This is a genomic window from Achromobacter sp. NCFB-sbj8-Ac1-l (assembly GCF_052695805.1).
Window position 1 is genome coordinate 3,866,162 of record NZ_CP199812.1, and the last position, 23,426, is coordinate 3,889,587.

The 23,426-nt window shown below is 67.8% G+C and carries 24 protein-coding genes; 14 read left to right on the top strand and 10 right to left on the bottom strand.

Annotation, left to right across the window (positions count from 1 at the left end; translation table 11 throughout):
• Positions 1 to 11: 11 nt before the first annotated feature.
• Positions 12 to 1,187, bottom strand: a complete 1,176-nt coding sequence (locus tag ACUDP5_RS17640) for a diguanylate cyclase domain-containing protein (RefSeq protein ID WP_445656745.1) — start codon at positions 1,185 to 1,187, stop codon at positions 12 to 14.
• 202 nt (positions 1,188 to 1,389) lie between these two features.
• On the opposite strand from ACUDP5_RS17640, the gene ACUDP5_RS17645 reads away from it, so the two are divergent.
• Entirely contained in the window at positions 1,390 to 2,214 is an 825-nt protein-coding gene (locus ACUDP5_RS17645; RefSeq protein ID WP_445656746.1) for a DUF7822 domain-containing protein, read from the top strand.
• Between the two features lie 51 nt (positions 2,215 to 2,265).
• Here the strand turns inward: ACUDP5_RS17645 and ACUDP5_RS17650 are convergent, their stop codons facing one another.
• Positions 2,266 to 2,745, bottom strand: a complete 480-nt coding sequence (locus ACUDP5_RS17650) for a VOC family protein (RefSeq protein ID WP_445656747.1) — start codon at positions 2,743 to 2,745, stop codon at positions 2,266 to 2,268.
• A 203-nt stretch (positions 2,746 to 2,948) separates the two neighbouring features.
• Between ACUDP5_RS17650 and ACUDP5_RS17655 the strand changes: the two genes are divergently transcribed.
• Positions 2,949 to 3,854, top strand: coding sequence for a DNA/RNA non-specific endonuclease (locus tag ACUDP5_RS17655; RefSeq protein ID WP_263914110.1), 906 nt, complete (start codon positions 2,949 to 2,951; stop codon positions 3,852 to 3,854).
• Positions 3,855 to 3,988: 134 nt separating this feature from the next.
• Entirely contained in the window at positions 3,989 to 4,336 is a 348-nt protein-coding gene (locus ACUDP5_RS17660; protein WP_263914145.1) for a hypothetical protein, read from the top strand.
• Positions 4,337 to 4,345: 9 nt separating this feature from the next.
• On the opposite strand, the gene ACUDP5_RS17665 is transcribed toward ACUDP5_RS17660, so the two are convergent.
• On the bottom strand, positions 4,346 to 5,083 hold the full coding sequence (locus tag ACUDP5_RS17665) for an NAD(P)-dependent oxidoreductase (RefSeq protein WP_445656748.1): 738 nt from the start codon (positions 5,081 to 5,083) through the stop codon (positions 4,346 to 4,348).
• 100 nt (positions 5,084 to 5,183) lie between these two features.
• On the opposite strand from ACUDP5_RS17665, the gene ACUDP5_RS17670 reads away from it, so the two are divergent.
• Together ACUDP5_RS17670 and ACUDP5_RS17675 are read left to right on the top strand one after the other, a co-directional pair.
• The gene (locus tag ACUDP5_RS17670) at positions 5,184 to 5,648 is read left to right on the top strand and encodes an EF-hand domain-containing protein (RefSeq protein ID WP_263914111.1); all 465 of its coding nucleotides are present in this window, start codon (positions 5,184 to 5,186) and stop codon (positions 5,646 to 5,648) included.
• Between the two features lie 298 nt (positions 5,649 to 5,946).
• Positions 5,947 to 6,495: a hypothetical protein gene (locus tag ACUDP5_RS17675; protein WP_445656749.1), complete on the top strand. Its 549-nt coding sequence runs from the start codon at positions 5,947 to 5,949 to the stop codon at positions 6,493 to 6,495.
• Positions 6,496 to 6,535: 40 nt separating this feature from the next.
• Here ACUDP5_RS17675 and ACUDP5_RS17680 read toward each other — a convergent pair whose 3' ends face one another.
• Positions 6,536 to 7,336, bottom strand: a complete 801-nt coding sequence (locus ACUDP5_RS17680; RefSeq protein WP_263914113.1) for a hypothetical protein — start codon at positions 7,334 to 7,336, stop codon at positions 6,536 to 6,538.
• Between the two features lie 154 nt (positions 7,337 to 7,490).
• On the opposite strand from ACUDP5_RS17680, the gene ACUDP5_RS17685 reads away from it, so the two are divergent.
• From ACUDP5_RS17685 to ACUDP5_RS17695, 3 genes are all read left to right on the top strand, one after another.
• Positions 7,491 to 8,183: a hypothetical protein gene (locus ACUDP5_RS17685; protein WP_445656750.1), complete on the top strand. Its 693-nt coding sequence runs from the start codon at positions 7,491 to 7,493 to the stop codon at positions 8,181 to 8,183.
• A gap of 40 nt (positions 8,184 to 8,223) precedes the next feature.
• Positions 8,224 to 8,715: a hypothetical protein gene (locus ACUDP5_RS17690; protein WP_445656751.1), complete on the top strand. Its 492-nt coding sequence runs from the start codon at positions 8,224 to 8,226 to the stop codon at positions 8,713 to 8,715.
• A gap of 82 nt (positions 8,716 to 8,797) precedes the next feature.
• Positions 8,798 to 9,982: a GDSL-type esterase/lipase family protein gene (locus ACUDP5_RS17695; protein WP_263914116.1), complete on the top strand. Its 1,185-nt coding sequence runs from the start codon at positions 8,798 to 8,800 to the stop codon at positions 9,980 to 9,982.
• Positions 9,983 to 10,038: 56 nt separating this feature from the next.
• Here the strand turns inward: ACUDP5_RS17695 and ACUDP5_RS17700 are convergent, their stop codons facing one another.
• Positions 10,039 to 11,484: an MFS transporter gene (locus ACUDP5_RS17700; RefSeq protein WP_445656752.1), complete on the bottom strand. Its 1,446-nt coding sequence runs from the start codon at positions 11,482 to 11,484 to the stop codon at positions 10,039 to 10,041.
• Between the two features lie 190 nt (positions 11,485 to 11,674).
• Positions 11,675 to 12,097 carry a DUF1801 domain-containing protein gene (locus tag ACUDP5_RS17705; RefSeq protein ID WP_445659184.1) on the bottom strand — a complete coding sequence of 141 codons (423 nt, stop codon included), beginning with the start codon at positions 12,095 to 12,097 and terminating at the stop codon, positions 11,675 to 11,677.
• A gap of 446 nt (positions 12,098 to 12,543) precedes the next feature.
• On the opposite strand from ACUDP5_RS17705, the gene ACUDP5_RS17710 reads away from it, so the two are divergent.
• The 4 genes from ACUDP5_RS17710 to ACUDP5_RS17725 all read left to right on the top strand — a co-directional run bounded on the left by ACUDP5_RS17710 (position 12,544) and on the right by ACUDP5_RS17725 (position 17,268).
• Positions 12,544 to 13,845, top strand: a complete 1,302-nt coding sequence (locus ACUDP5_RS17710) for a UDP-N-acetylglucosamine 1-carboxyvinyltransferase (RefSeq protein ID WP_445656753.1) — start codon at positions 12,544 to 12,546, stop codon at positions 13,843 to 13,845.
• Positions 13,846 to 13,916: 71 nt separating this feature from the next.
• Positions 13,917 to 14,729 (top strand): alpha/beta fold hydrolase, encoded by an 813-nt coding sequence (locus tag ACUDP5_RS17715; RefSeq protein ID WP_263914120.1) that lies wholly within the window; start codon positions 13,917 to 13,919, stop codon positions 14,727 to 14,729.
• Between the two features lie 176 nt (positions 14,730 to 14,905).
• Entirely contained in the window at positions 14,906 to 16,285 is a 1,380-nt protein-coding gene (locus ACUDP5_RS17720) for a DUF308 domain-containing protein (protein ID WP_263914121.1), read from the top strand.
• Entirely contained in the window at positions 16,282 to 17,268 is a 987-nt protein-coding gene (locus tag ACUDP5_RS17725; RefSeq protein WP_445656754.1) for an Lnb N-terminal periplasmic domain-containing protein, read from the top strand. The genes ACUDP5_RS17720 and ACUDP5_RS17725 overlap by 4 nt, the downstream gene beginning before the upstream one ends.
• Before the next feature lie 34 nt (positions 17,269 to 17,302).
• On the opposite strand, the gene ACUDP5_RS17730 is transcribed toward ACUDP5_RS17725, so the two are convergent.
• The gene (locus ACUDP5_RS17730) at positions 17,303 to 18,043 is read right to left on the bottom strand and encodes an SDR family NAD(P)-dependent oxidoreductase (RefSeq protein WP_445656755.1); all 741 of its coding nucleotides are present in this window, start codon (positions 18,041 to 18,043) and stop codon (positions 17,303 to 17,305) included.
• A gap of 58 nt (positions 18,044 to 18,101) precedes the next feature.
• Positions 18,102 to 18,740: a TetR family transcriptional regulator gene (locus tag ACUDP5_RS17735; protein ID WP_445656756.1), complete on the bottom strand. Its 639-nt coding sequence runs from the start codon at positions 18,738 to 18,740 to the stop codon at positions 18,102 to 18,104.
• 137 nt (positions 18,741 to 18,877) lie between these two features.
• On the opposite strand from ACUDP5_RS17735, the gene ACUDP5_RS17740 reads away from it, so the two are divergent.
• Positions 18,878 to 19,546, top strand: coding sequence for an O-methyltransferase (locus ACUDP5_RS17740; protein WP_175192101.1), 669 nt, complete (start codon positions 18,878 to 18,880; stop codon positions 19,544 to 19,546).
• Here ACUDP5_RS17740 and ACUDP5_RS17745 read toward each other — a convergent pair.
• Entirely contained in the window at positions 19,492 to 21,063 is a 1,572-nt protein-coding gene (locus ACUDP5_RS17745) for an MFS transporter (protein WP_445656757.1), read from the bottom strand. The genes ACUDP5_RS17740 and ACUDP5_RS17745 overlap by 55 nt on opposite strands.
• Positions 21,064 to 21,173: 110 nt before the next feature.
• Here ACUDP5_RS17745 and ACUDP5_RS17750 point away from each other — a divergent pair, with 110 nt between their 5' ends.
• Positions 21,174 to 22,070: a LysR family transcriptional regulator gene (locus ACUDP5_RS17750; RefSeq protein WP_445656758.1), complete on the top strand. Its 897-nt coding sequence runs from the start codon at positions 21,174 to 21,176 to the stop codon at positions 22,068 to 22,070.
• Between the two features lie 52 nt (positions 22,071 to 22,122).
• Here ACUDP5_RS17750 and ACUDP5_RS17755 read toward each other — a convergent pair whose 3' ends face one another.
• On the bottom strand, positions 22,123 to 23,424 hold the full coding sequence (locus tag ACUDP5_RS17755) for an alpha/beta fold hydrolase (protein ID WP_263914128.1): 1,302 nt from the start codon (positions 23,422 to 23,424) through the stop codon (positions 22,123 to 22,125).
• Positions 23,425 to 23,426: the final 2 nt, after the last annotated feature.

Consider the following 23,426-nt stretch of genomic DNA (forward strand, 5'->3'; position numbering starts at 1 on the left):
GCCGGCCCCGCTCAATCCGCCGCCGCGGCGTCCAGCACCCAGGCAGGCTCCAGCCGGTTGCCGCCCAGCGCCTTGGCCCGGTACAAGGCCTGGTCGGCCCGCGCCAGCGCGTCGGCCAGCGGTGGCGCGTCGCGGTCGTAGCGCGCCAGCCCGATGCTGACGGTGGCGCGCAACCCCAGGCCGCCGGCGGGATCGGCAACCGTGGCGGCGAACTGGCGGGCCGCGGCCTCGCCCAAGGCCTGAGCCCGGCCAGCCGCCTCGCCAGCCAGCAAGGCCGCGAATTCCTCGCCGCCGATGCGGGCCAGGATGGCCTGGGGGCCCAGCACGTCCCGCACGATCTGCGCGAACGATTTGAGGACGTGGTCGCCGGTCTGGTGGCCATAGCGGTCGTTGATAGCCTTGAACTGGTCCAGGTCGAACGCCAGCATGGCCACCGGCCCGCGACCGGCCGCGGCATCGATGGCGCGCGCGCCCTGCTCGAAGAACCAGCGGCGGTTGCCCAAACGGGTCAGGTAGTCGGTCTGGGATTCCAGCACCAGGCGGCTCAGCGTTTCTTCGCGGATGAGCTTGATCAGCGTCATCGGCAGAATCACCGAATACAGCACCCCTTCATACATGGTGATGTTGCTGGCCAGCAGTTGCACCGACGGCCCGTGGGCCGCCACCCACCACGGCAGCACGACGGCGCGCGCCAGATAGATCAGCGCATGGATGCCCGCCACGGCCACGGCGATGTGGCGGGTCTTGAAGGCTTTGAGCGAATCGCACCGCCATAGCTCCCAGGCCGTCAGGCCGCTGACCAAGGCGATGGGAAAGGCGCTGATGTACTTCCAGACCGGGTCCTGCCCGCCCGCACCGGCCACCAGCCAGATCAGGGCCATGACGATCAGCAAGGCGAACGCGCGCAGTCGATAGCGCCGCTCGCTCAGCGACGCCACGCTGTCCAGCACCAGCAGGTAACCGCACAGGATGACCAGGTTGCTGAGCGCCGGGCCCAGCGCGCCGGGCAGGTCGGCGCGAAACAATGCCGCAGTACAGCCGATCGCCAGCGTGGCGAAACCGGCGGCCAAGAGGCGCAGCGAATGGCTGCGTGTGGGATGGGTCCGATGCTCCCAGAACGTCAGGCCGGCGCTGGCCAGCAGCGTGCCGATGGTGATGAGGTACAGGGTGAGGAGATCGACGTACATCTCGAATAGGCAGGGTTTGCGCCGGCAGAGGGCGGCGGCAGTCGCGATTTTAGGGGGAAATCCTTCGTACGGATGTGACGAATCCGGGGAACCACGAAGGTGATACGCCCCTGTTTTTTGCAGGCCAACACGCAATTTCACCCCGCCCTGACGCAATTTGGGTTCAACTAGCGTCCCCAACGCTAGCGAGATCCCCGCCGCCATGGCCAACCGTTCGTATCTCTACAGCCTGAGCAACCGCCCCACGTCCTACGCCGACCGGCCCGAGACGATTTCGGGCCTGTCCGAATGGGCGTATGACGTGCCCTTCATCTACCGCCTGCTGATGTCCGGCGACCCGCAGCTGTGCGCGTCGCTGGTTTCCGACGGGCTGGATGACGACGAGCCCGATTCGCGCACCCGGCTCTACGCCATCAGCAGCCCGTTCGAACCCGGCTTCGAACGGGTCAAGCGCTTTGCGGAAATCCTGCGGGTGGCGGTAGCCGTGTTGCCGCCGGCCGCCTCGGCAGCACCCGCCGCGCCGCCCCCACCCGCCTCGTTCTTCGCGCGGCTGAAGCGGCTGTTTTCACCGGCCGCCAAAGCCGCCTCGTCGATCCCGGTGCAGGCCGCGACGACGTCGTATGCGCCGCCGTCCAACCTGCTGGTCGCGCTGAACGAGACCATCGCCTTCCTGGAGGCCCACCGCGACCGCTACCTGCTGCTGGAAACCATCGAGCTGGACATCATGAGCGAATCCGGCGAAGCCGCGCTGAAGGCCAGCGTGGAACAGGAACTGGCGCGCTGCCAGCATGCCGGCGCGGCGCTGGACGCGTTGCCTGCGGATATCACCGAGGCGGCCCGCCTGTTGAAATCGGCCACGGTGCAGCAGGAAGCCGAACCGCTGGACGTGCTGTTCGGGCTGCGGCTGGACAACGAATTCGACAGCACCCGCACCGGCGCCACGGAGTATCCGCTGGGCCTGGAGTGGTCGGACGTGCTGTATTTCGAGCTGTTCAACCGCAGCGAATTCGAAGCGCGCCAGCGCTAGCGCAGCGACCGGCGGCGGCGAGCGGCAGCGCGAGCCGCGGGCCCCGGGTCGCTACCCCCGCCGCGCCGCCTCGATCTTGGCGACGTCGATCTTGCCCATCTGCATCATGGCCTCGAACGCGCGCTTGGCCACGCCCGGATCGGGATCGGTGATCGCGTCGGTCAGCACGCGCGGCGTGATCTGCCACGACAGGCCCCATTTGTCCTGGCACCAGCCACAGACGTTTTCCTTGCCGCCGTTGCCGACAATGGCATTCCAGAGGCGGTCGGTTTCTTCCTGGTCGTCGGTGGCCACCTGGAACGAGAAGGCCTCGTTGTGCTTGACGCCCGGGCCGCCATTCAGCCCCAGGCAAGGAATGCCCATGACCGTGAATTCCACCGTCAGCACGTCGCCCTGCTTGCCGGAGGGGAAATCGCCGGGCGCATGCATGATCCGGCCCACGGCGCTATCGGGAAACGTCCTGGCGTAGAACTGGGCGGCTTCCAGGGCGCCGCCGTCAAACCAGAGGCAAATCGTGTTTTTGCTGACCATTCTGGTGCTCCTGTCGATGACACGCCGGCGGACCGGCTGCGCGCAATGGCGGGCGCGGACCGCATGACGGATGCTGCGGGGTCGAGGATACTGCGCGCCCCCGACAGGCAGGCGTTACCAAGCGTAGTGACAAATTCATCACTCATCTACAATCCGGGGTCACATTGGCTGCCTCTGGCGGCCGGTCCGTAGCCCCAGGTAGCATGACGCGCGCGAAGAAACCCGCTCCCAGAAAGAGAAGCTCTCCCTCCCGAACGAATTCCCGGTCCGCCGGCCGCATTCCCCGTTTTTTACGGGCGCTGGTCGTGACCTCGCTGGCCAGCTTCGGCGCCGCCACCTACATGCTGAATCCGCAATGGCGGATGCCGGCATCGGCCAGCGACCTGCTGTCGCGACTGGGCTGGCCGTCGCAGGAGCGCACGGCGCCGGTGGCGCTGCCCACGCCCAATTCGGCGCTGGTGCAGACCACCTTCACCGACTGCCCGCAGTTCTTTCCACATGCCCGACCGCCCGCGGTACCCGCCAGCCAGCGGCTGCGCGAGGTGTGTTTTTCGTCGTTTGCGATCCTGCACAACGGCCAGACCAAGACGCCCGTTTTCGTGGCCGAACGGCTGAACCGGCAGAACCTGGCGCAGGCCAAGGGGCTGCACCGCACCGACAAGTTCTATGCCGACGCACGGCTGCCACGCGCCGAGCGCGCCGAGCTGGACGACTACCGGGGGTCCGGATATTCGCGCGGCCACATGGCGCCGGCCGGCGACATGGCGACGCCCGAGGCCATGGCGCAGAGCTTCTCGCTGGCGAACATGGTGCCGCAGGACCAGACCCACAACGCCGGCCCCTGGAGCCGCATCGAACAGGACACGCGCCAGTACGTGATGCGGGCGGCGGGCGACGTGTACGTGTTCACCGGCCCGGTCTATGCCGACCGGCCCAAGACCATCGGGTCTGGGGTGGCGGTGCCCACCTATATCTACAAAGTGGTGTACGACGCCACCAGCGGGCGTTCGTGGGTGCATTGGCAGGCCAACAGCGCCAGCACCAAGGCCGGCCCGCCGATCAGCTACGAAGAATTCGTCAAACGCACCGGGATGCGGCTGCTGCCTTGAAAAATCAGAATCTTCCAATGGTGGTGTGAGGTACCCACCCCGTAACCTCAGAGGTTTTGCGCGAAGCTGCGCCCGATGGCACACCCGCACTGCGGCCGTCGGCACGGGCAGATTCCGCGCTGGAGCGTTACGTCTTGGACATGAAGATCCCGCTGGCCCGTTTTTTTTCCGAAGGTGACGAAAAACGCTTCTTCGACGCCTTGGCGACCATCCCGGCCATCACGAGCCATACCGGACATGGCCACGATTTCACCCTGAAGATCGACCGCCGCCGGCTCAGTTCTGCCATGGTGCGTGAACTGGTCGCGCTATTGGTGCGCTACGGTGCAGACCTGTCTTCCCTGTGCACCTTGGCCCGCGAAGAGAAATTCTGGTGGTTGAACGAGCCGGGCAATTACTGGCACAAGCCCCTGCTGCCCCCGGCCGCCCAAGCTGCCCGCCCCTACGAGTACGCGCCCTACATATTCGACGACCTGAGCTGAGGTCGGGCGCTATCCTGCGCCGGATGGCAACGTCCGGTTGTAAAGCACCGGCATCCTGCCCTGCCAACGGGCCCAGGTGGCGCCACCCAGCGCCAGCTCGGCCATGAAGTGCGCGACGTTGATGCGGCTGGTGACGCCGGCATCGAAGATGGCGCTGCGCAGGGGCGACGGGTGCGCCTCGTAGGCGGTGACCTCGTCCTGATCGACGAGGCTGTCCGGACGTACCACGACCCACTGGATGGCGCGGTCATGCTGGCCGATGGTGGTGCGCAGGTAATCCGCGGCCTGTTCATTGTCTGCATGCGGCGGCACCAATGCTCGTACCACGCCCACCACGCAGCGCTGCGCCCATGACACGGGTTCGGCCATATCCCGGTTGCGGTGGCCTGCCGTATTCATCAATACGAAACGGACCGGATCGGCGCCCGGGCGGGACTTGACCGCCTGGCACAAGCGGCGCACCGCGTCCGCCACCAGGCGTCGCGGCGGACCATAAACACCCTTTAGGCTCAAGGTATGGCCCAGGCATGACGCGATGGCCGTGCAGCCATCGACATGGCGGGCAAGATCGGCATCGGAAACCTCGGACACGCTGCACGGGATCAACGACAGGCCTGCGGCCCCCGAAAGCCCCTGCAACCCCTGCGGCGTGCGCACGACCGCACGCACCGATTCGCCTCGATCCAGCAATTGCCTGACCAACAGCCGCCCCGTCGCCCCGCTGGCGCCGATAACCAACGTCGTCATTTTGGATCCCTGCTTATTTATTATTCGAAAACATATGGCAACACCGATTATTCAAGTCGGCGATATCATTTGCGCCGCTTGAATGCCTAAAAGGATAACCATGAAAAACGTCACCCGGACGGGTAGCCTGACCGCAGCGTTGCTGCTTGCCTTGTTGACAGGTGGCGCCATGGCGCAATCGGCGGCCCCTGCCCCGGCTGCGGCGCAAACCGGCAAGGCAGACTCGGGCAAGGCAAATACCGCGCAACCCGGCGCGGACAAGCCGGCGGCCGGCAAGGCCGGTGAAAGCAAGACCGACGCCACGCCCACCCCCGATGCCGTCAACCGCCCCATGACCGAACGCGAATACTACGCCCGGATGGAAGCGGCCTTCTACAAACAGGACATCAATGGCGACGGCTATCTCACCCGCGGTCCGCTCTTGAAGGAAGCGACCGCCGAACAGGTGGCCGATATGGATACCGATGGCGATGGCCGCATCAGCAAGGCTGAATTCCTGGACTATGCGCTGAAGAATTTCCGCGGCCGGCCCAAATATGAAATGAATCGCGCGCCCAAGCCCTGATGCGCGGTTCGGAATAATGCCCCCGCGCCGGGCCGCCCCGTGATTTTCTTGTTAACGAATAGATACATAAGACAGAAAACCGCACATCGTGCCTTCAGACGCGTGCTAATTTACGGCCCGGCAATGCGTCCCCCTTGATCGGGCCCTGCCAACCTGGCAACGCGCTACCCACTTTTCCAAGACACCCACTATGCACATGCACTCCGATCGCGTCCCGGCTTTTGCACCCGCTAAAAAGCGGCTGTCCGGTCTCTACGCTCTTGCCCTCGGCCTGGCCCTGGCAGCCGCATCGCCGGTCATGGCTGCGCCCGGTGATGGCGCGCACGGCGCCGCGCCGACGCTGGCGCCGGGCCAACTGCCGCCTCGCCCGCAAGCCCAACCGCAAGTGCAGCCGCAAGTGCAGCCCCAGGTGCAGCCCTCGGCCACGCCCCAGGCCGTCCAAGGCCAGGCCCCGGGCCAGCCGCTGGCACGCGTCCAGAAAACCGAAATCCTGGACCAGGCCGCCTACGAGCGCCTGCGCAACAACAGCGGCGTCACCCTGCAATGGCTCTGGAGCGACAAGCGCGGCCACCTGACGGCTCGCGATGACCGCGATGTGGTGAGCCTGGAAGGCGGCCAGATCAACGGCGACCGCTCGGTGGAAATCCGCGGTGAAGTGGTGTCGATCTCGGCCGACCGCTTCATCTTCCGCGGCACCATCCTGATCCTGAACGCACCCGATCCCGGCCGCCGTTGCGAACGCACCGGGGACTATGAATTCCGCGCCACCGGCAAGCGCAAGTACTGGCGCCTGCAGCAGATGGAAGCGTGCGGCGGCCTGACCGACTACGTCGATATCTACTATTGATCGGATGCCGGCTGGCGGGGCGGCATGCCCCGCCTTGGCATCACAGATGCCGGTGGCTGCAGCCCATCGGCTGGCCGACCAGGCCGCTCAACACGGCGGCCAGCCCTTCGGCGCTGTCGGGATCCAGGCCCCGGGCGCGAATCAGCCGAAACCCCATTGCAAAACTGTAGTGCCAGTCCAGGTCCAGGATGCGGTAGTCGCGTCCATCCCGGGGATTGCGCCACTGCACCGCGGGGTCTTCATAGGCCGCGCCGATGAAGTCGATATGCGAACCGAACGGCGGCATGTCCTCCAGCGGTTCGTCCGAGCCGGGCACGCTGGGCGCTTCCAGGTTCTCGCCCACCGCGACGCGGGGGTTCGGCTCGTCGTAGGCCAGCAGCATCAGCTCCAGCGATTGCGGATCGGCGTCGTATTGCTCGCGCAGCAGCGGGCACAGCGCATGCCGCGCCGCCGGGCCCAGGCAATAGCGTGGACTATGCCAGTCGCTGCATTCATCGTCGACCAGCTCGCGGTCGGCTTCGATGCCATGAGCCGCCAACAGGGCGTGCGTCTCTTCCAGGGTGTCGTCATGGCGCACGGGCACGCTGGCCGGCAGATAGCCCGCCTGCCGGTACAGGTCAATGACGTCACCCGCGGTGCGCATGCCGTCCCGGTACTGGTATGGCTGCTGCAGGCCGCGCGCCAGCAGCAAGCTGAAATCGACCAGGGCCGCTCGCGGAATGCCAGCGCCGCGCGGCTCCAGCACATAGTTGCCCTGGCGTAGCCGGGCCTCCAGCGCCTGCCAGTCGGGCGGCGGCAGGTGCGGCTGGAGCGGGAAGAAGAACTGATGATGCTCGGACATGTTGGCGGTGGGCGCAGACAGACCTGCGCGAAAAAAGCCATACCGTATCACAGCGAAAAAATAAGAATCTTCCAATGTTCGTGCAACGCTGCGCCACGTATTCTGCCCCCTTGGCCTTGTCCGCAGTCGCGTCGCGCAATCCCCGATTCCCCTCATGCCCCGCATCACCCCCCTGAACGTCATTGTCGCCCGGGACCCCTCGTCCTTCGACACTCCCCCCGAATTCGACTACCGCGCCCTGGCCAGGCAGGCCCTTGCGCAGGACATCGCCGCCCTGCAACGCCAGTCCTTGACGGGTACCCCGCCGGCCAAACTCTACGAACACGGATGGGGCGCCGCCCTGCTCTGCGCCCTGGCAGGAGGGGTGCTGCTGGTTGCCGGCCTGCAGGCGGGCCTGGAATTGAAGCGTTGGCTCATCGGCGCCATTGGCATCGTCAGCGGCTTGCAACTGACCAGGGCGGCCCTGCGGGCGTTCTGGCTGCAGCGTCAACCCTATGCCGTGCTGTCGCACAAGGGCGTCTGGTTGCCGGACCTGAATACCTTGGTTCCCTGGGACCAGATCACCGGCGTCAGCACGGAAGAACAACTGAACCTGTCGGCAGGCGCTAGCACCATCGTCAGCAAGCGGATCATCCTGACGATGGCTGCCGGCTATCAGCCGCCACGGTCCGCAAGCAAGGGATCGCGCACCCGCTATGCGGCCAAATCCCGGGAATACGTCCTGCCATGCCCCACCCGCGAGATGACGCCCGAGACGGCCTTCGCGGCCCTGTCGCGCTACTGGCAGGCGAATGCGGCGCTGGCCCGCGCCACCGCCAGCGCCGACCCCAAGCGGCGCGCCGATTAGCGGTATCCTGTTGCCACCTCGGCACCTACGGCAACCCTGAATGAACCCCACCCTGATCAAATGGATTACCGGCGTTGCATTCGGCCTGCTGGTTGGCCGGGCGGCATTTGGTGTCGCCAATCCCATCCTGATCGTGCTGTTCGGCCTGAACCACCCAGCGGGACAGCCCTATGTGGCCGATGACCCCGCCGTGCTGGACCGCATGCTGATCACCGGAACGATCATCAGCGCGGTGATCACGGTTGTGGTGGCGGCCGCCTTGCTTCGTATTGCCGACAACCGCCGCCGTGCCGGCTGGGGCTGCGTGCTGCTCGGCCTGACGCTGCTGCTGACGCTGCTCGCCAGTGTGCTGACGATGGACCCCGGCGTACAAGACGCCGCCACGGCGGGCGCGCAGGCTGCCAACGACACCAAGACCGCGCTGTTCTTCTGGGTGCTGATCTTCGGGCTGCCCTACCTGGGTGGCGGCTTGCTCCTGACCATCGGCGGTTCGGTGCTGATCCGCAAGCGCCGCCCCCCGGCGCTGCAATAGCCAGGCCGGCGGGCGCTGCGCTATCGCCGGTCGCCCGCCCTTGCTAAGATCGCGCGCTTTGAACCCGCACGGATTTCACCGCATGACGAACGCGCGCCCTGCCTTGAACGCCACCTCGATCGCCCCGGCGCTGGTGCGCGGGGCCCTTGAACTGGAAACGACCGCGCGCGGCCTGCTGCCGCATCGCCTGCCTGCGTGGGCGCGTCAGCAGTGCCCGGACCCGCAACTGGCCATGGCCGAATCGCAGCCGTCGGGTGTGCGCCTGGTGTTCCAGACCACCGCCACGCGGATTGAACTGGATGTTGCCCCCACGCGCTACGTCTATGCCGGTATACCGCCACGGCCTGTGGGCATCTACGACCTGCAGATCGACGGCCAACTGGCCGCGCAGGCCCGCGCGGATGGCGGCGATGTGATCACGATCAACATGGCTACGGGCGCAGTCTCGCGGCACACGGGCGCACTCGCGACGCTGCGCTTTGACGATCTGCCCGGCCACGCCAAGCGGGTCGAGATCTGGCTGCCCCACAACGAAACCACCGAACTGGTCGCCCTGCGCAGCGATGCCCCGCTTGAACCGGTGCAGAGCGATGGCCGGCCGGTGTGGCTGCATCACGGCAGCTCGATCAGCCACGGATCCAACGGCGACAGCCCCACCGCCATCTGGCCGGTGCTGGCCGCCCGCCTGGGCGGCGTGGAACTGGTGAACCTGGGTTTCGGCGGCAGCGCGCTGCTCGACCCCTTCACCGCGCGCGTCATCCGCGACACGCCGGCCGATGTGATCAGCCTGAAGCTGGGCATCAACCTGGTCAATGCAGACCTGATGCGACTGCGCGCCTTCGGCCCGGCGGTGCATGGTTTCCTGGACACGATCCGCGACGGCCATCCCGATACGCCGCTGCTGGTGGTGTCGCCGATCCATTGCCCGATCCATGAAGACACGCCGGGCCCCGGGGCCTTCGATACCGACGCCCTGGCCGCTGGCAAGGTGGCCTTTCGCGCCACCGGTAACCCGACCGAGCGTCAGGCCGGCAAGCTGACGTTGACGGTGATTCGCGACGAACTGCGCCGCATCGTCGCGCAGCGCGCCGCCACCGACCCGCAACTGCGCTATCTGGACGGCATGACGCTGTATGGCCCGGCGGACTTTGCCGAACTGCCGCTGCCCGATCGATTGCATCCGGACGGCGCGTCGCACCGCCGCATGGGCGAGCGCTTTGCGCGGCTGGCGTTCGGCCCTGGCGGGTTGCTGGGTACGGGCGGCTAACGCCACGGGGACGCACACGCCTGGGCGCGACGCGCCTGGCGTGGCAGGGTTGCGCCTTACGCCCGCCGCCCCCGCGACACGTCGTCGGCCACGCCGCGCGGTAACGCGAACAGGTCCAGCATGCCGATCAACGACACCCCTCCCACCACAATGAACGCCAACCGATAGGCCGCACCCGGCGCGCTCTCCAGACCCAGCATCGGCACGGCCCATTCACCGATGCGAATGGCGATGGCGCCCAGCGCAATGCCCATGCCCAGCGCCAGTTGCGACATGGTGGAAAACAGCGTGTTGGCCGCGCTCATCTGCGCTTGCGGCATATCTGCAAACGCCAGGGTATTCAGGGCCGTGAACTGCATCGACCGCGACATGCCGCCGATGAACAGGATCAGCGCGGTGATACCCATCGGCATCTGCGGGCCGATCAGGGCGCACGCTGCCAATGCCACGGTATTGAGCGCGCCATTGCCCAGCAGGGTTGGCCGAAAGCCGAAACGTCGCAACACCTGGGTGGTGAACAGCTTCATGAGCAGGTTGCCGGCGAACACCGCGATCACCAGCAAGCCGGCGCGAAAGGCGTCCATGCCATAGCCCACCTGGAACATCAGTGGCAACAGGAACGGCACCGCGCCCACCGACATGCGAAACAGCGAGCCGCCCCAGAAGTTGACGGCGTAAGCGCGGATCTTCAACGGGGACAGGGTCAACATGGGATGCGCGTGCCGACCCAGGTGACGCACGCCCAGCGCCAGCAGCGCGACGCTGGCAGCCATCCACAAGCCGATGCGCCCCCACGACGGGGCCGAGGCGCCGAACTGCTCCAGCGTCCACAACAGGCCCGACAGACCGCCGCCGATCCACAGGAAACCCGCCCAGTCGAACGGCCGGCGTTCGGTCGCGCGGTCATCGGGGATGAGCACCCAGGCAGCAGCCAGGGCCGCCAGGCCCAGCGGCAGGTTCAGATAGAAAATCCAGCGCCACGAGGCGTACGTGGTGATGAAGCCGCCGACGGGCGGCCCCAGCACGGGCGCGGTCAGTGCGGGCCAGGTCAGGATGGACATGGCGCGGATCAGTTCGTGCTTGGGCGTATGGCGCAGCACCACCAACCGGCCCACCGGCACCATCATGGCGCCGCCCACCCCCTGCAGCACGCGCAGGGCAATGAACGACCAGAGGCCGTCGGCCAGCCCGCAGGCCAGCGACGCCAGGGTGAAGATGACCAGGGCCGCGCAGAACACCCGACGCGCGCCGTGGCGGTCGGCCATCCAGCCGCTGATGGGAATGAAGATGCCCAGGGTCAGCAGGTAGGCGCTGACGCCCAGATTCAGGTCCACCGGCAACACGCCGAAGTCCTGCGCCATGGCGGGCAAGGCTGTGGTGATGACGGTGCCATCCAGGTTCTCCATGAAGAAGGCGGCGGCGACCAGCAAGGCGGTGAAAAACAGCCGGCGCGCGTCCGGCGGCGCAGCGGCGGACGAGGCTTGAATAGCGGGTTGGGTCATGAGTGCAGTCCCGATGCGGGGGACGCCTGCGCCAGAGCGGGCCTGGCCCAGCGGTCGCACGGGCGCGCCCGGCCGCAGCACAGGCGGTCCGAAGGCGCGTTGGTTGACGTGAACGCTTACGGTGCGGCGGCGAGCTGCCGCGACAACAGGCGCATCTTAACGAGCAGCCCTGAAATTGGCCTGAACGGGATCAGACGCCTTGGGCTTTCTTGGGTATGGCTTGCTTGGCTACGGCTTTCTTCGCTATCGCTTTCTTGGCCGCTGCCTGCTTGCCCGCCGCGTTCAAGGCCGCCGCGGCGCGGATCAATGCCTTCAGCGCCTGGCCGTTGATCGCGTCGCCTTCGTGGATGTCGATGGCGCGGCGGGTATTGCCGTCCAGGCTGGCGTTGAACAGGCCCGCCGGGTCTTCGAGCGCGGCGCCCTTGGCGAAGGTGAGTTTCACGGCGCTCTTGTAGGTCTCGCCCGTGCACAGGATGCCGCCGTGCGACCACACCGGCACGCCGCGCCACTTCCATTCCTCGATGACATCGGGAACGGCCTGCCGGATCAACTGGCGCAGCCGCGCCAGCACTTCACCGCGCCAGTCGGCCAACTCGCGGATGCGGGCGTCGATCTGCTGGGCGGGGGATGACGCGGCGGCGGCGACAGGATCGGCTTTGTCGGCTTTGTCGGCTTTGTCGGCTTTGTCGGCTTTGTCGGCTTTGTCGGCTTTTGCGGATTTTGCAGCGTTGGCAGTGCTCATGGCGGCGGTCCTTGGCGAAAAGGCGGACTGGCTCGGGGCAATGGCCCGGCGGACTTTATACCCAAGCTGCCCCGGGGCGTCCATGCAGGCTGGCCCCAATATTCCAGGCTCGCGCCAAGATTTCGAACCCGCCCCCCCTGGGCCAACGCCAGGGTTGAACGCAAGACCGATACCCCTACCCACGCAAAGCCAGGCAACACGGTTTGCAGTCTGACACCATTTCGCCCAGGGCCGCCCGGCGCCCGCCTGGCCCGCCCGGTACAATTTCCCGCGCCCTTCCCCCAACCCGCTTTTCCTGTCGTCCAAGCTCCTCGCCCATGTCCAATCTCATCGTCCACGGCGGCACGCCCCTGCGCGGCCGCGTCATTCCGTCAGCCAACAAGAACGCCGTGCTGCCCGTGCTGTGCGCCACGCTGCTGACCGACCAGCCGCTGCGGCTGCATGGCGTGCCCGACATCACCGACGTGCGCAAGATCCTGGACATCTTCCGCACGCTGGGCAGCGAGGTGCGGCTGGACGAAAGCACCCGCACGCTGGACCTGCACCACCGCGACACCGCGTTCGACGCGGCCAGGCACCGGCTGCCCGAGGAAATGCGCTCGTCCATCATGCTGGTGCCGCCGCTGCTGGCGCGCTTTGGCGTGGCGCGGCTGGAAGACAACGTCAAGGGCTGCACCCTGGGCGTGCGCGAAATCGATCCGCACGTGGATATCTTCCGTTCGTTCGGCGGCGAGGTCGAACGCGCCAGCGGTTCGCTGCTGGTGCGCAGCGCCGGTCCGCTCAAGCCCACCCATCACTGGCTGGACTACGCATCGGTCACCACCACCGAGAACTTCGTGCTGTGCGCCGCGGCGGCCGCTGGCGAATCCACCCTGACCAACGCCGCGTCCGAACCGCACGTGCAGGAATTCTGCCGCTTCATGGCCATGATGGGCGCCGACATCGACGGCATCGGTACCTCGCGCCTGACGGTGCGCGGCGGCGCGACGCTGCGCGGCGGTGAGTTCACCTTCGAAGAAGATTTCCACGAAATCACGACTTTCCTGGCGCTGGGCGCCATCACCGGCGGCGACGTGGTGGTGCGCAACAGCACGCCCGGCAATTTCCCGCTGATCGACCGCACCTTCGCCAAGTTCGGCGTGCAGATCGTGCACGAAAATGGCTGGTCGCGCGCGCTGCGCAACGGGCCCCTGAAGGTGCAGACGCCCTTCACCAGCAATGTGCTGACCAAGGTCGAAGCCGCGCCGTGGCCGTATTTTCCGGTGGACCTGCTGCCGATCTTCATCGCCCTGGGCGTGTGCGCCGAAGGCAACGCGATGTTCTGGAACAAGGTCTACGACGGCGCGCTGGGCTGGACGGGCGAGCTGTCCAAGTTCGGCGCCCATGTGTTTTCGTCCGACCCGCACCGGGTCATCACCTTTGGCGGCAACCCGCTGACGCCGGCGGTGGTCGAAAGCCCCTACATCATCCGGGTCGCGATCGCGCTGTTCATGATCGCCAGCAGCATCGACGGCCGCTCGGAAATCCGCAACGCCACGCCGATCCGCCGCGCCCACCCGCGCTTTGTCGAAAACCTGCGCAGCCTGGGCGTGCAGGTCGAATGGACCAGCGAGGAATAGGCCGGCTTTCCTATAATCGGAGGCTATCCCAGGCGGCGCCGCCGAGCGCCCCACCCCACCAGGACCCCGACATGCTTCCGATTACCCGCCAGGATATCCACGTGCCCACCCGGCAAGGCCGCCTTTTCGCGCGCCGCTGGGAACCGGCGGGCCAGGCCGCGACTGCGGCAGCGGATGGCGCTGCGGCGCCCGTCGTGCTGTTTCACGACTCGCTGGGCTGCGTGGACCTGTGGCGAGATTTTCCCGAGCACCTGGCTGCGGCCACCGGCCGCAGCGTCATCGCCTACGACCGACTGGGCTTTGGCCAGTCGGACCCCAACCCCGCCACGCTTGCCACGGGCTTCGTCGAAGCCGAGGCGCGCGAGGGCTTTCATGACCTGCGCCAGGCGCTGGCCATCGGCCGCTACATCGGCCTGGGCCACAGCGTGGGCGGCGGCATGGCGATCTGCGCCGCGGCCGCCTACCCCGACGACTGCGTGGCGCTCATCACCGAATCGGCCCAGGCGTTCGCCGAAGACCGCACGCTGGATGGCATTCGCGCGGCGCAACGCAATTTCGCCGACCCCGGCCAACTGGACCGGCTGAAGAAATACCACGGCGACAAGGCCGCCTGGGTGCTGGCCGCCTGGGTCGACACGTGGCTGTCGCCCGACTTCGCCGACTGGAATTTGAACGACACGCTGCGGCACGTGCGCTGCCCCGTCCTGGCGCTGCACGGCGAGCTGGACGAATACGGCTCCGCGGCGCATCCCGAGCGCATCGCGGGCCTGACCGGCGGCAAGCAGGCGTTGCTGGAAAACTGCGGCCACGTGCCGCATCGCGAACAGGAACGCATCGTGCTGGACCTGGCCAGCCATTGGCTGCAGGCCGTGGCCCACCGGTAGGCGGCCCGGCATCGCCCGACGCCGGTGTCTTTGCGAGGCCGGCCCTGTGCCCGCACGGCGGGACACCCGTGATACTTTAGTACCGCCCTGGCAGCGGCGCCGCGACATCGTCCGCCCAGCGCCACCTGCTCTACCCCAATCGCAATACCGGCCCCTCTCTACGGAGCACTAGGAACATGAGCCACCTGGTCTTGCTGCTGCTCGGCGTCGATTACCTGCACAAGCGCGCCCGCGCACTCGCCATCGTCGGCTGGCTGGTGCTGGCGGCCGGCGTCATCATCTTCATCGACGCACTGGATGGAGCGCTGTATTTTCCCCTGTACCTGTTTGCCGTGCTGTTCGTCATCGAAGGGCTGGCGACGCTGGCCATCGCCACATCCGGCGTGGGCGGCCAGCGGGTGCTGCGCTACGCCAAGGGCGTGTTCGTGCTGGCGGCCGGCATCATGATCCTGGCCGGCCACCATCATGGCCACTTCCTGCTGTCGATGATCTTCGGCCTGCTGTTCCTGGCGGACGGGCTGCTGCAGTGCATCGCCGCCTACGTGGTGCGCTATCCGCGCTGGCGCTACGTGTTTGCGTCCGGCGTGGTCGAAGTCCTGCTGGCGATCTTCTTCTTCCAGCCCTACCCCACCCATTACGTCGGCACGGTGCCGTACTGCCTGGGCCTGTTCCTGGCGTTTTCGGGCATGAAGCTGGTGTGGCTGGCGCGCCGGGTGCGCAGCCTGGATTCCAATCCCGCGCTGGCCGACAACCCGCGTCCCGACTTCATGCCCACCCGTGTCGATGGCCCCGCCCAGACCGTGTTCGACGGGCCGCCGCTGGCCAGCGAACGGGCCTTGACGGTGCATGTCTGGACGCCGTCGGGCTCGGCCAAGACGGCCACGCGCAACTACCCGGTGCTGGACCGCTACATCGCCGCGGTCGACATCAACGGCGTCGTGTCCACCGGCCACGCCGCGCTGGAATCGCCCGAAGGCGTGTACATCAGCCTGTACCCCGCCCAGGAAATCGACCATTCGCCGGAACAATTCGGCACGCTGCTGCGCGCCACCGCCGACAACAACGTACCCGGCGTGTACCAGCCCGATTACGCCACCGAGTCCCGCGCCTGGTGCCCGTCGACCATGCAGGTGCGCATCCGCAACTACGACGCGGCCAAGCTGCAGGCGTTCTGGGACGTATACCGCCAGACCGAGATCTACAACCTGACGCACCGCAACTGTTCCAGCTCGGTGTCGGCGGCGCTGGAAGCGGCGCTGGATGGCGTGGTGGGCCGCCTGCACGGCCCGAAGGCGGGCTGGGGCGTGCTGCTGCGCCTGTTGCTCACGCCCGAACTCTGGGTGGCCGCGCAGATCCGCAAGCGCGCCCTGACCATGGCTTGGACCCCGGGCCTGACGCTGGACTACGCCCGCGCGCTGAGCATGCTGGCCGATCCCCGGCCGTTCGGCTGGTGGAAGATGTCGCAGGCGGCCATTCGCCAGATCGCGGCGCTGCGTGCCGGCTGGCGCCGCCAGGACCGCGAGGCAGGCGCCCGCAACGCGCAGGCGCAACCGTGATGGCGGCTGTCGCCGTGGGCCTGGTCATCATGGCGGGCGCGCTCTGGGGCGCGCTGGCGTTGTGGTTCCAGCCGTTGGCGGGCGGGCGCGGGCGCCCCCTGCTGCCCATCGTCTGGCTGGCGCTGGCGGCGGTTGCGCTGATCGGGCTGGCCACCGGCCACACGCTGCCGGCCTGGGCTTTCGGCGCGCTGCTGCTGGCGTTGCTGGCCTGGTGGCGCTGGGGGGTGCGGCCGTCCAACGACCGCGAGTGGATTCCGGAAGTCGCCCGCATCACGCACGGGTCGCTGCAAGGCGATACACTGACCCTGCACAACGTGCGCAACTTCAACTGGCGCAGCGCCACCGATTACGACGAGCGCTGGGAAACGCGCACCTACGACCTGTCGCGCCTGGCCTCGGTGGACCTGGCCTTGTCGTACTGGGGCCGGCCGGCCGTCGCGCATGCGCTGGTGTCGTTCGGCTTCACCGATGGGCAGCAGGTGGTGTTTTCGGTCGAAATCCGCCGCAAGCTGCACGACAAGTTCTCGGAAATCGGCGGGTTCTTTCGCCGATACGAACTGTCGGTGCTGGCGTCGGCCGAAGAAGACAGCCTGCGCGTACGCACCAATGTCCGCGGCGAAGACGGCTACCTGTATCGGGTGCACATGCCGGAAGGCGCGGCCCGCAAGCTGCTGCTGTCGTATGTGGACACGGCCAGCCAGTTGGCGCGCTGCCCCCGCTTCTACAACACGCTGACGGCCAACTGCATCACCATCATCTACCAGCTGGCCGACAAGATCGTGCCGGGCCTGCCGCTGGACTACCGGCTGCTGCTCTCGGGCTATCTGCCCGAGTACCTGTACCGGCTGGGTGCGCTGGAAGGCGCGGACAGTGCGGCGGCCTATCGACAAGCCGGCCGCTACACCGAGCGTGCCCGCGCCACCACCGACCCGGCGCGGTACTCGCGCAACATCCGGCTGGGCGTGCCCGGCATCCCCCCATGATTGCGCGGGCGATGGCGCGGCCGGCCCAGGCCCGTCAGGTCAGGTTCAAGCCCCCATCCGACAGCAGGATTTCCCCCGTCAGGTAATCGGACTGCACCAGCAACGCCACGGCCTGCGCAATGTCGTCGGGGCTGGCGGCGCGGCGCATCGGCGCACGTTCCTTCCAGAGCTGCTGGGCCGCAGTCCAGTCCTGCGTCATCGGCGTATCCACCAGGCCGGGCGCCACCGCATTGACGCGGATGGCCGGCGCCAGCGACACGGCCAGCAGCCGGGTCACGTGGTTCAGCGCGGCCTTGGCGGCGGCGTACGGAATGGACGCGCCCTTGGGCCGCACCCCGGCGTGTGAACTGACATTGACGACACACGCCGGCTTGCCGCCCGCCGCCGAGGCCAGCAGCGCCGCCTGCGCCTCGGCCACCAGGCGAAAGGGCGCCACCACGTTCACCTCGTGCATCGCGTGCCAGACCTGCGGCGTGGCGGCGGCCAGGTCGCCATGAGGAATGACGCGGCTGATGCCGGCGTTGTTGACCAGCACGTCCAACCGCCCCCAGGCGGCCACGGCCTCGCGCACCAGCCGGACCCGGTCGGCATCCACGGCCAGGTCCGCCTGCACGTAGACGGCCGAACCCAGTTCGGCAGCCAACGCGTGGCCGGCATCGGCCGAACGGCGCGAATGCAAGACGATGGAATAGCCCTCGCGCGACAAGCGCCGGGCGATGGCGGCGCCGATGCCGGACGTGGATCCGGTGACCAGCGCGACGGGGGAAGCATGCATGGCGAAACCTCGCTGCTGCCGGACGGGGCCGACAATGTGCCGAAAAGGACCGGCAATCTTACTCTCGCATCGCCCCCAGGCTGTCCAGATAGGCACACAGCATGTCGCCCAGCGCCCCGGCATACGCGTCGATTTCCTGGGCGGTGCGCGGGCTTTCCGAGAATTGCTTGCCGACCGAGCTGAAGGTGGTGGTGATCAGGTCGCCGGCCAGCGCGCGGGTGGCCTCGGATGCCTGCGGCAGCGCTTCGCGCAGAAAGGCCTGGACGATGCGGGCGCCCTCTTCCTTGGTGGCCTTGGCCTCGGGCGCATCGCGGTACAGCGGCGCGGCGTCGTTGAGCGCCACGCGCATCACGGCCTCTTCGCATTCGGAATGCAGGAACGTGCGCACCAGCGTGCGCAGGCGCTCGGGCGGCGGCAGGCTGGCGTCTTCCAGAATGCCGCGCAGCAGGCCTGACGTCTGCGCCCATTCTTCCATCTGCAAGCGGTACAGGATGGCGGCCTTGTTGGGGAAGTACTGGTAGAGCGACCCGATGCTGACACCGGCCTTTTCCGCGACGCGCGCCGTGGTGAAGCGCTGTGCGCCTTCCTTGGCCAGAACCTGAGCCCCGGCTTGCAGGATGGCGGCGACCAGTTCTGCCGAACGGGTCTGCTGGGGCTGTTTTCGCTCTGAAAGCCGGGCGCTGCGGCGGGTGGGCATGGGGTATCCGGAAATGCGAATAGAGAAATGCGACGAATTCGTCGTATTCTAAACCGGTACTGGCGGCGCTTCAACGGACCGATCCGACAGGCCCTTTGATGCTGCCGCAACCGCTCACTTGATATCGGAACCTTCGCATGACCAACACCCTGACTTCCTCCCCCGTCGCCCCGCTCCTGGACCTGCTGTTCACGCAGGCCGACGCGTCGTGGTCGACCGCCGACCCGGCCCTGGCCACGATGTCGGATGCCGAACAGACCCGGCTGATGCGCAGCAAGACTGACTACCTCGATTTCTACGGCCGCATGAAAGACCTGCCGCTGGCCGTCTCGCCAGAAACCGGCACGCTGCTCTACATGCTGGCGCGCAGCGGCAACGCACGCTACATCGTGGAATTCGGCACCTCGTTCGGCATCTCGACGCTGCACCTGGCGGCTGCGCTGCGCGACAACGGCGGCGGCCGCCTGATCACCAGCGAGTTCGAGCCGTCCAAGGTGGTGCGTGCCCGCGAGAACCTGACGGCGGGCGGTCTGGCCGATCTGGTCGAATTTCGCCAGGGCGACGCGCTGCAAACGTTGGCCGCCGACCTGCCTGCGTCGATCGACCTGGTGCTATTGGACGGCGCCAAGGCGCTGTATTCCGACATCCTGGCGCTGCTGGAAAGCCGCCTGCGCCCGGGGGCAATGATCGTGGCCGACAACGCCGACTACTGCCCCGAATACCTGGCCCGCGTGCGGTCGCCGGCATCGGGTTATCTATCGACGCCGTTCAGCGGCGATGTGGAAGTGTCGATGCGGCTGGGCTGACGCGCGGCGCGCTTCGGTTCCGTTCGCCCCAGGCACAGGAACACGATCAGCGCGGTCAGCACGGTCACGGCCGCCAGCCCCCACAGCAGGCTGGCGAATGCCTGCCCCGAGGCCAGCACCAATGCCGCGCGCCCGGCCACGGGCAGCCACTGCGCGGCGGCGGCAAAATCGCCCGCCACCAGCCGCTGGGCGGCCTCGGCGGCGTGCGCCGCGCCGCCCGGAACGGCCGCGCCGATGTGCCGCGCCGTCAGCCTCGCCAGCACGCCGCTGACGATGGCCAGGGCCACGCCCTCGCCCGCCACTCGCGTGGTGCTGAAAATGCCCGTCGCCATGCCCGCGCGTTCCTTGGGCACGACACTGACCGCCAGGCCGTCCATCAACCCCCAGGGCAGGCTGATGCCCACGCCGATCATCAGCATAGGGCCGATGAAGGCCTGGGGTTCACCGGCCGTCATCGCCACGGCCAGCCACGCCAGGCCGCCCGCGGACACCAGCAGGCCGGCGCCGCAGATGACGGCGGGTGCCAGCCAGCGCGTCATCAGGCCGGCCGCCACGGGCAGCACCAGCAACGGCGCCGACAGCGCGATCATCAGGCGGCCCGCGGCGATTTCGCCCAGGCCGTCCACGGCGATGAAACGCACCGGCAGCAGGATCAGCAGCACCACGAAGGCATAGGCCGGCGCGGCCGCCAGCCACTGCACGCCGACAAAGCGCGGGTAGCGAAACAGCGTCAGGTCCAGCATCGGTCGCGCCGTGCGCAGTTCGATCCGCGTGAAAGCCACGAACAGCAGCAACGCGCCCGCCAGCATCGAAAGCGTCAGCGGATCGCCCCAACCTTCTTGGGGCACCCGCATGATGCCCCACGTCAGCAGCGCCAGGGCCGCGGTGAAGGCGGCTGCGCCGGGCCAGTCCAGCCGGCCCGCGTCAGGGTCGCGCGATTCGCGCAAGCTGCGCGCACCCAGCACCAACGCCACCCCCGCCAGGCCGATCACCAGCAAGAAGATGCTGCGCCAGCCGTAGCGTTCGATCAGCAAGGCCGACGAGATCGGCCCGAAAGACAGGCCCGCGCCGAAGCTCGCCCCCAGCAGGCTGAACGCCCGCATGCGCGGCAGGCCGTCGAATTCCTGCGCCAGGGCCGCGGCGCCGCCCGAGAAGATCGCCGCGCCGCCCAGGCCTTGCACCGCACGCAACAGGTCAAAGCTGACGATGCCGGGCGCCTGGACGAGGCCGAGCGATGCCGCGATGAACACGGCCGTACCGGCCAGGAACACGCGGCGGCGGCCATAGCGGTCGGCCAGGGCGCCCGCCACCAGCAAGGCGCTGCCGAACGCCAGCATGAAGGCATTGGTGACCCAGTTCAGCGCCACCGGTTCGCCGCCCAGCGCCTGGGCGATGGACGGCAGCGCGATCGCCGGGCCGGTAAAGCTGAGCGGCATGGCCGCGCAGGCCAGGCACACGGCGATCAGGATCAGGGTCTTGCGGGCCGCAGCAAGCGGCGCAACAGGGGATGGGGACATGAAGAAACCAGAGGTAGACGCAACGGCATTGAAGATACTTGCGCACGACTTCCGGATAAATAGGGTAAAAATCCACACACAAGAGAATTAATTTCCGCAATGGAGCCCCCATGGACCGCTTGAGCGGCTTGATGCCGTTTGTCCGCAGCGCCGAGCTGGGTGGTTTTGCCGCCGCCGCCCGCGACCTGGACCTGTCGCCGTCCGCCGTCGGCAAGGCCGTGGCCAAGCTGGAAAAGGACCTGCACGTGCGCCTGTTCCAGCGCAGCACCCGCCGCATGCAGCTCACCGACGAAGGCCGGCTGTTCTACGAGCGCTGCAAGCGCATCCTGGAAGACCTGGACGATGCCCACGCCATGCTGTCGCAGACCCTGGAGGTGCCGCGTGGGCGGCTGCACGTGAGCGCGCCGCTGGTCAGCTATCACTTTCTCTTGCCCGTGCTGCCGGCCTTTGCGGCGCGCTATCCGGGCATCGAGCTGGACATGGATTTCAACGACCGCATCGTCGACCTGATCGGCGAGCGCGTCGACGTGGCGATCCGCAGCGGCGACCTGCCCGACTCGCGCCTGGCGGCGCGGCCGCTGGGCAAGTACCGGTTGCAGCTATGCGCGGCGCCGGCCTACCTGGCGCGGCATGGCGTGCCTGCACGGCCACGCGACCTGGAGCGGCATCGCGCCGTGCGCTTTCGCTACCCCAACGCGGGCACGCTGCAGGAATGGCCGCTGACGTTGTCCGCAGGCGAAGCGCCGCCGCGCATCGCCACGGCGTTCACCTGCAACAACATGGAAGCGCTGCTGGGCGCCACCGTCAGCGGCTTCGGCATCGGCTGCATGCCGGACTTTCTGGTGCACGATGCGGTGGCAAGCGGACGCTTGCAGGTCGTGCTGGCCGACCACGTGCAAGGCGAAGGCCGCTTCCAGGCGCTATGGCCGTCCAACCGCAACCTGTCGCCCAAGGTGCGGGTGTTCGTGGATTTCATCAGCGAGCGGCTATTCACGGACGCCCCCTGATTGCCCCGGCCACACGGGCTGCGCGCCCGCCCGTGCCCGGCCTTGAAACGTCCTACGAACGGGCGCCCCCGGACGCCCGCCCCAGGAAATCCAGCACGGCCAGGTAAGACCCCTCGTTGCCCGCCGCATTGGCGGCCGGCGTGCCGCCCGCATCCAGCAGCAGGCCGGACATGGCGTGCGGCTTGCTGATCAGCGTGGCGGGCAGATAGGGATAGTGCACGTGGTGCCCCGCCCCCATGCAGACATGGTGGAACGTGGGCAGGCCGTGCGCCTGGCGCTGGCGCATCACGATCTCGGAGTACGCCGTGCTCGGCCAGAAGCCATCGTCGGACGCGCTGACCAGCATGACCGGGCCGGGATAGTTCTCGACCGGGATGCGGGCCCGCTCGAACGCCGCCGCGTCGCGGCTGGCGCTGAGAAAGGCGTGGGTCTGCCGGTAGGGCGGATCGGACGCGTAGGCCGCGTCCCAATCGGCGCTGGCGTTGTCCTGCCACAGATGCGGCAAGGGTTCGCCGCCCTTGAGCCAGACCTGGGCATTGCGCCCGGTGCCCGGCTCGCCCGCGCTGACCACGCCGTGCGTGACCGGCGACGGTACGTAGGCCACCACCGCGCTGACCCGCTCGGGATAATGCGCGGCCACCAGCAGCGAGGTCTCGCCGCCCCGGCTGATGCCCGACAGCGCCACGAAGCCATCGCGCGGCTGCAGCGTGTCGCGCGCCCAGCGCAGCGTGTGCTCGAAGTATTCCAGCGGCATGTCGTTCAGGTACTTGGGCCGGCCTTCGTAATTGAAGATGCCCAGCGCCAGGCACTGGTAGCCGCGGGCGGCGAACAGCGCGGCGCGCGGCGCATTGACGCCGCCGGACGAGCCGTTCATGTAGATCACCAGCGGATGCGGGCCGGGGCCGGCGGGCGTGTAGAGTTCGCCGGATACGGTCATGCCGCCCACCTGTTCGCGCACCGATCGGTGCGTCACGCCGTCGTCCACGAAATCCTGCACCAGTTGCGCACTGGCGCTGCGCTGCCCGTCCGTGGCATGCAGTTCGATGGTCAGCGGCTCGGTGCGATCGGGCGGAAACACCACGCGATCCATCTCGGTGCACACCATCGACCAGACGATGCCCATCGCCGACGGCTCGGCATAGCTGCCGGACACCGGGCAGTCACGCGCCAGGTCCAGGCTGCCGTCGTGGCCGGCCAGGAACACGGCCTGTGACTGCCACGGCGCGCCGCACATGCGCATGCGCGCCGTGACGGTCACGAAGGCATAGGGCGCGAAACCGTCGAGGCGGATCTCGCGGGCAACGTCGATCAGCGCGAATTCCGGGCTGACGGTGATGCGGGGCTGCTCGGTCATGG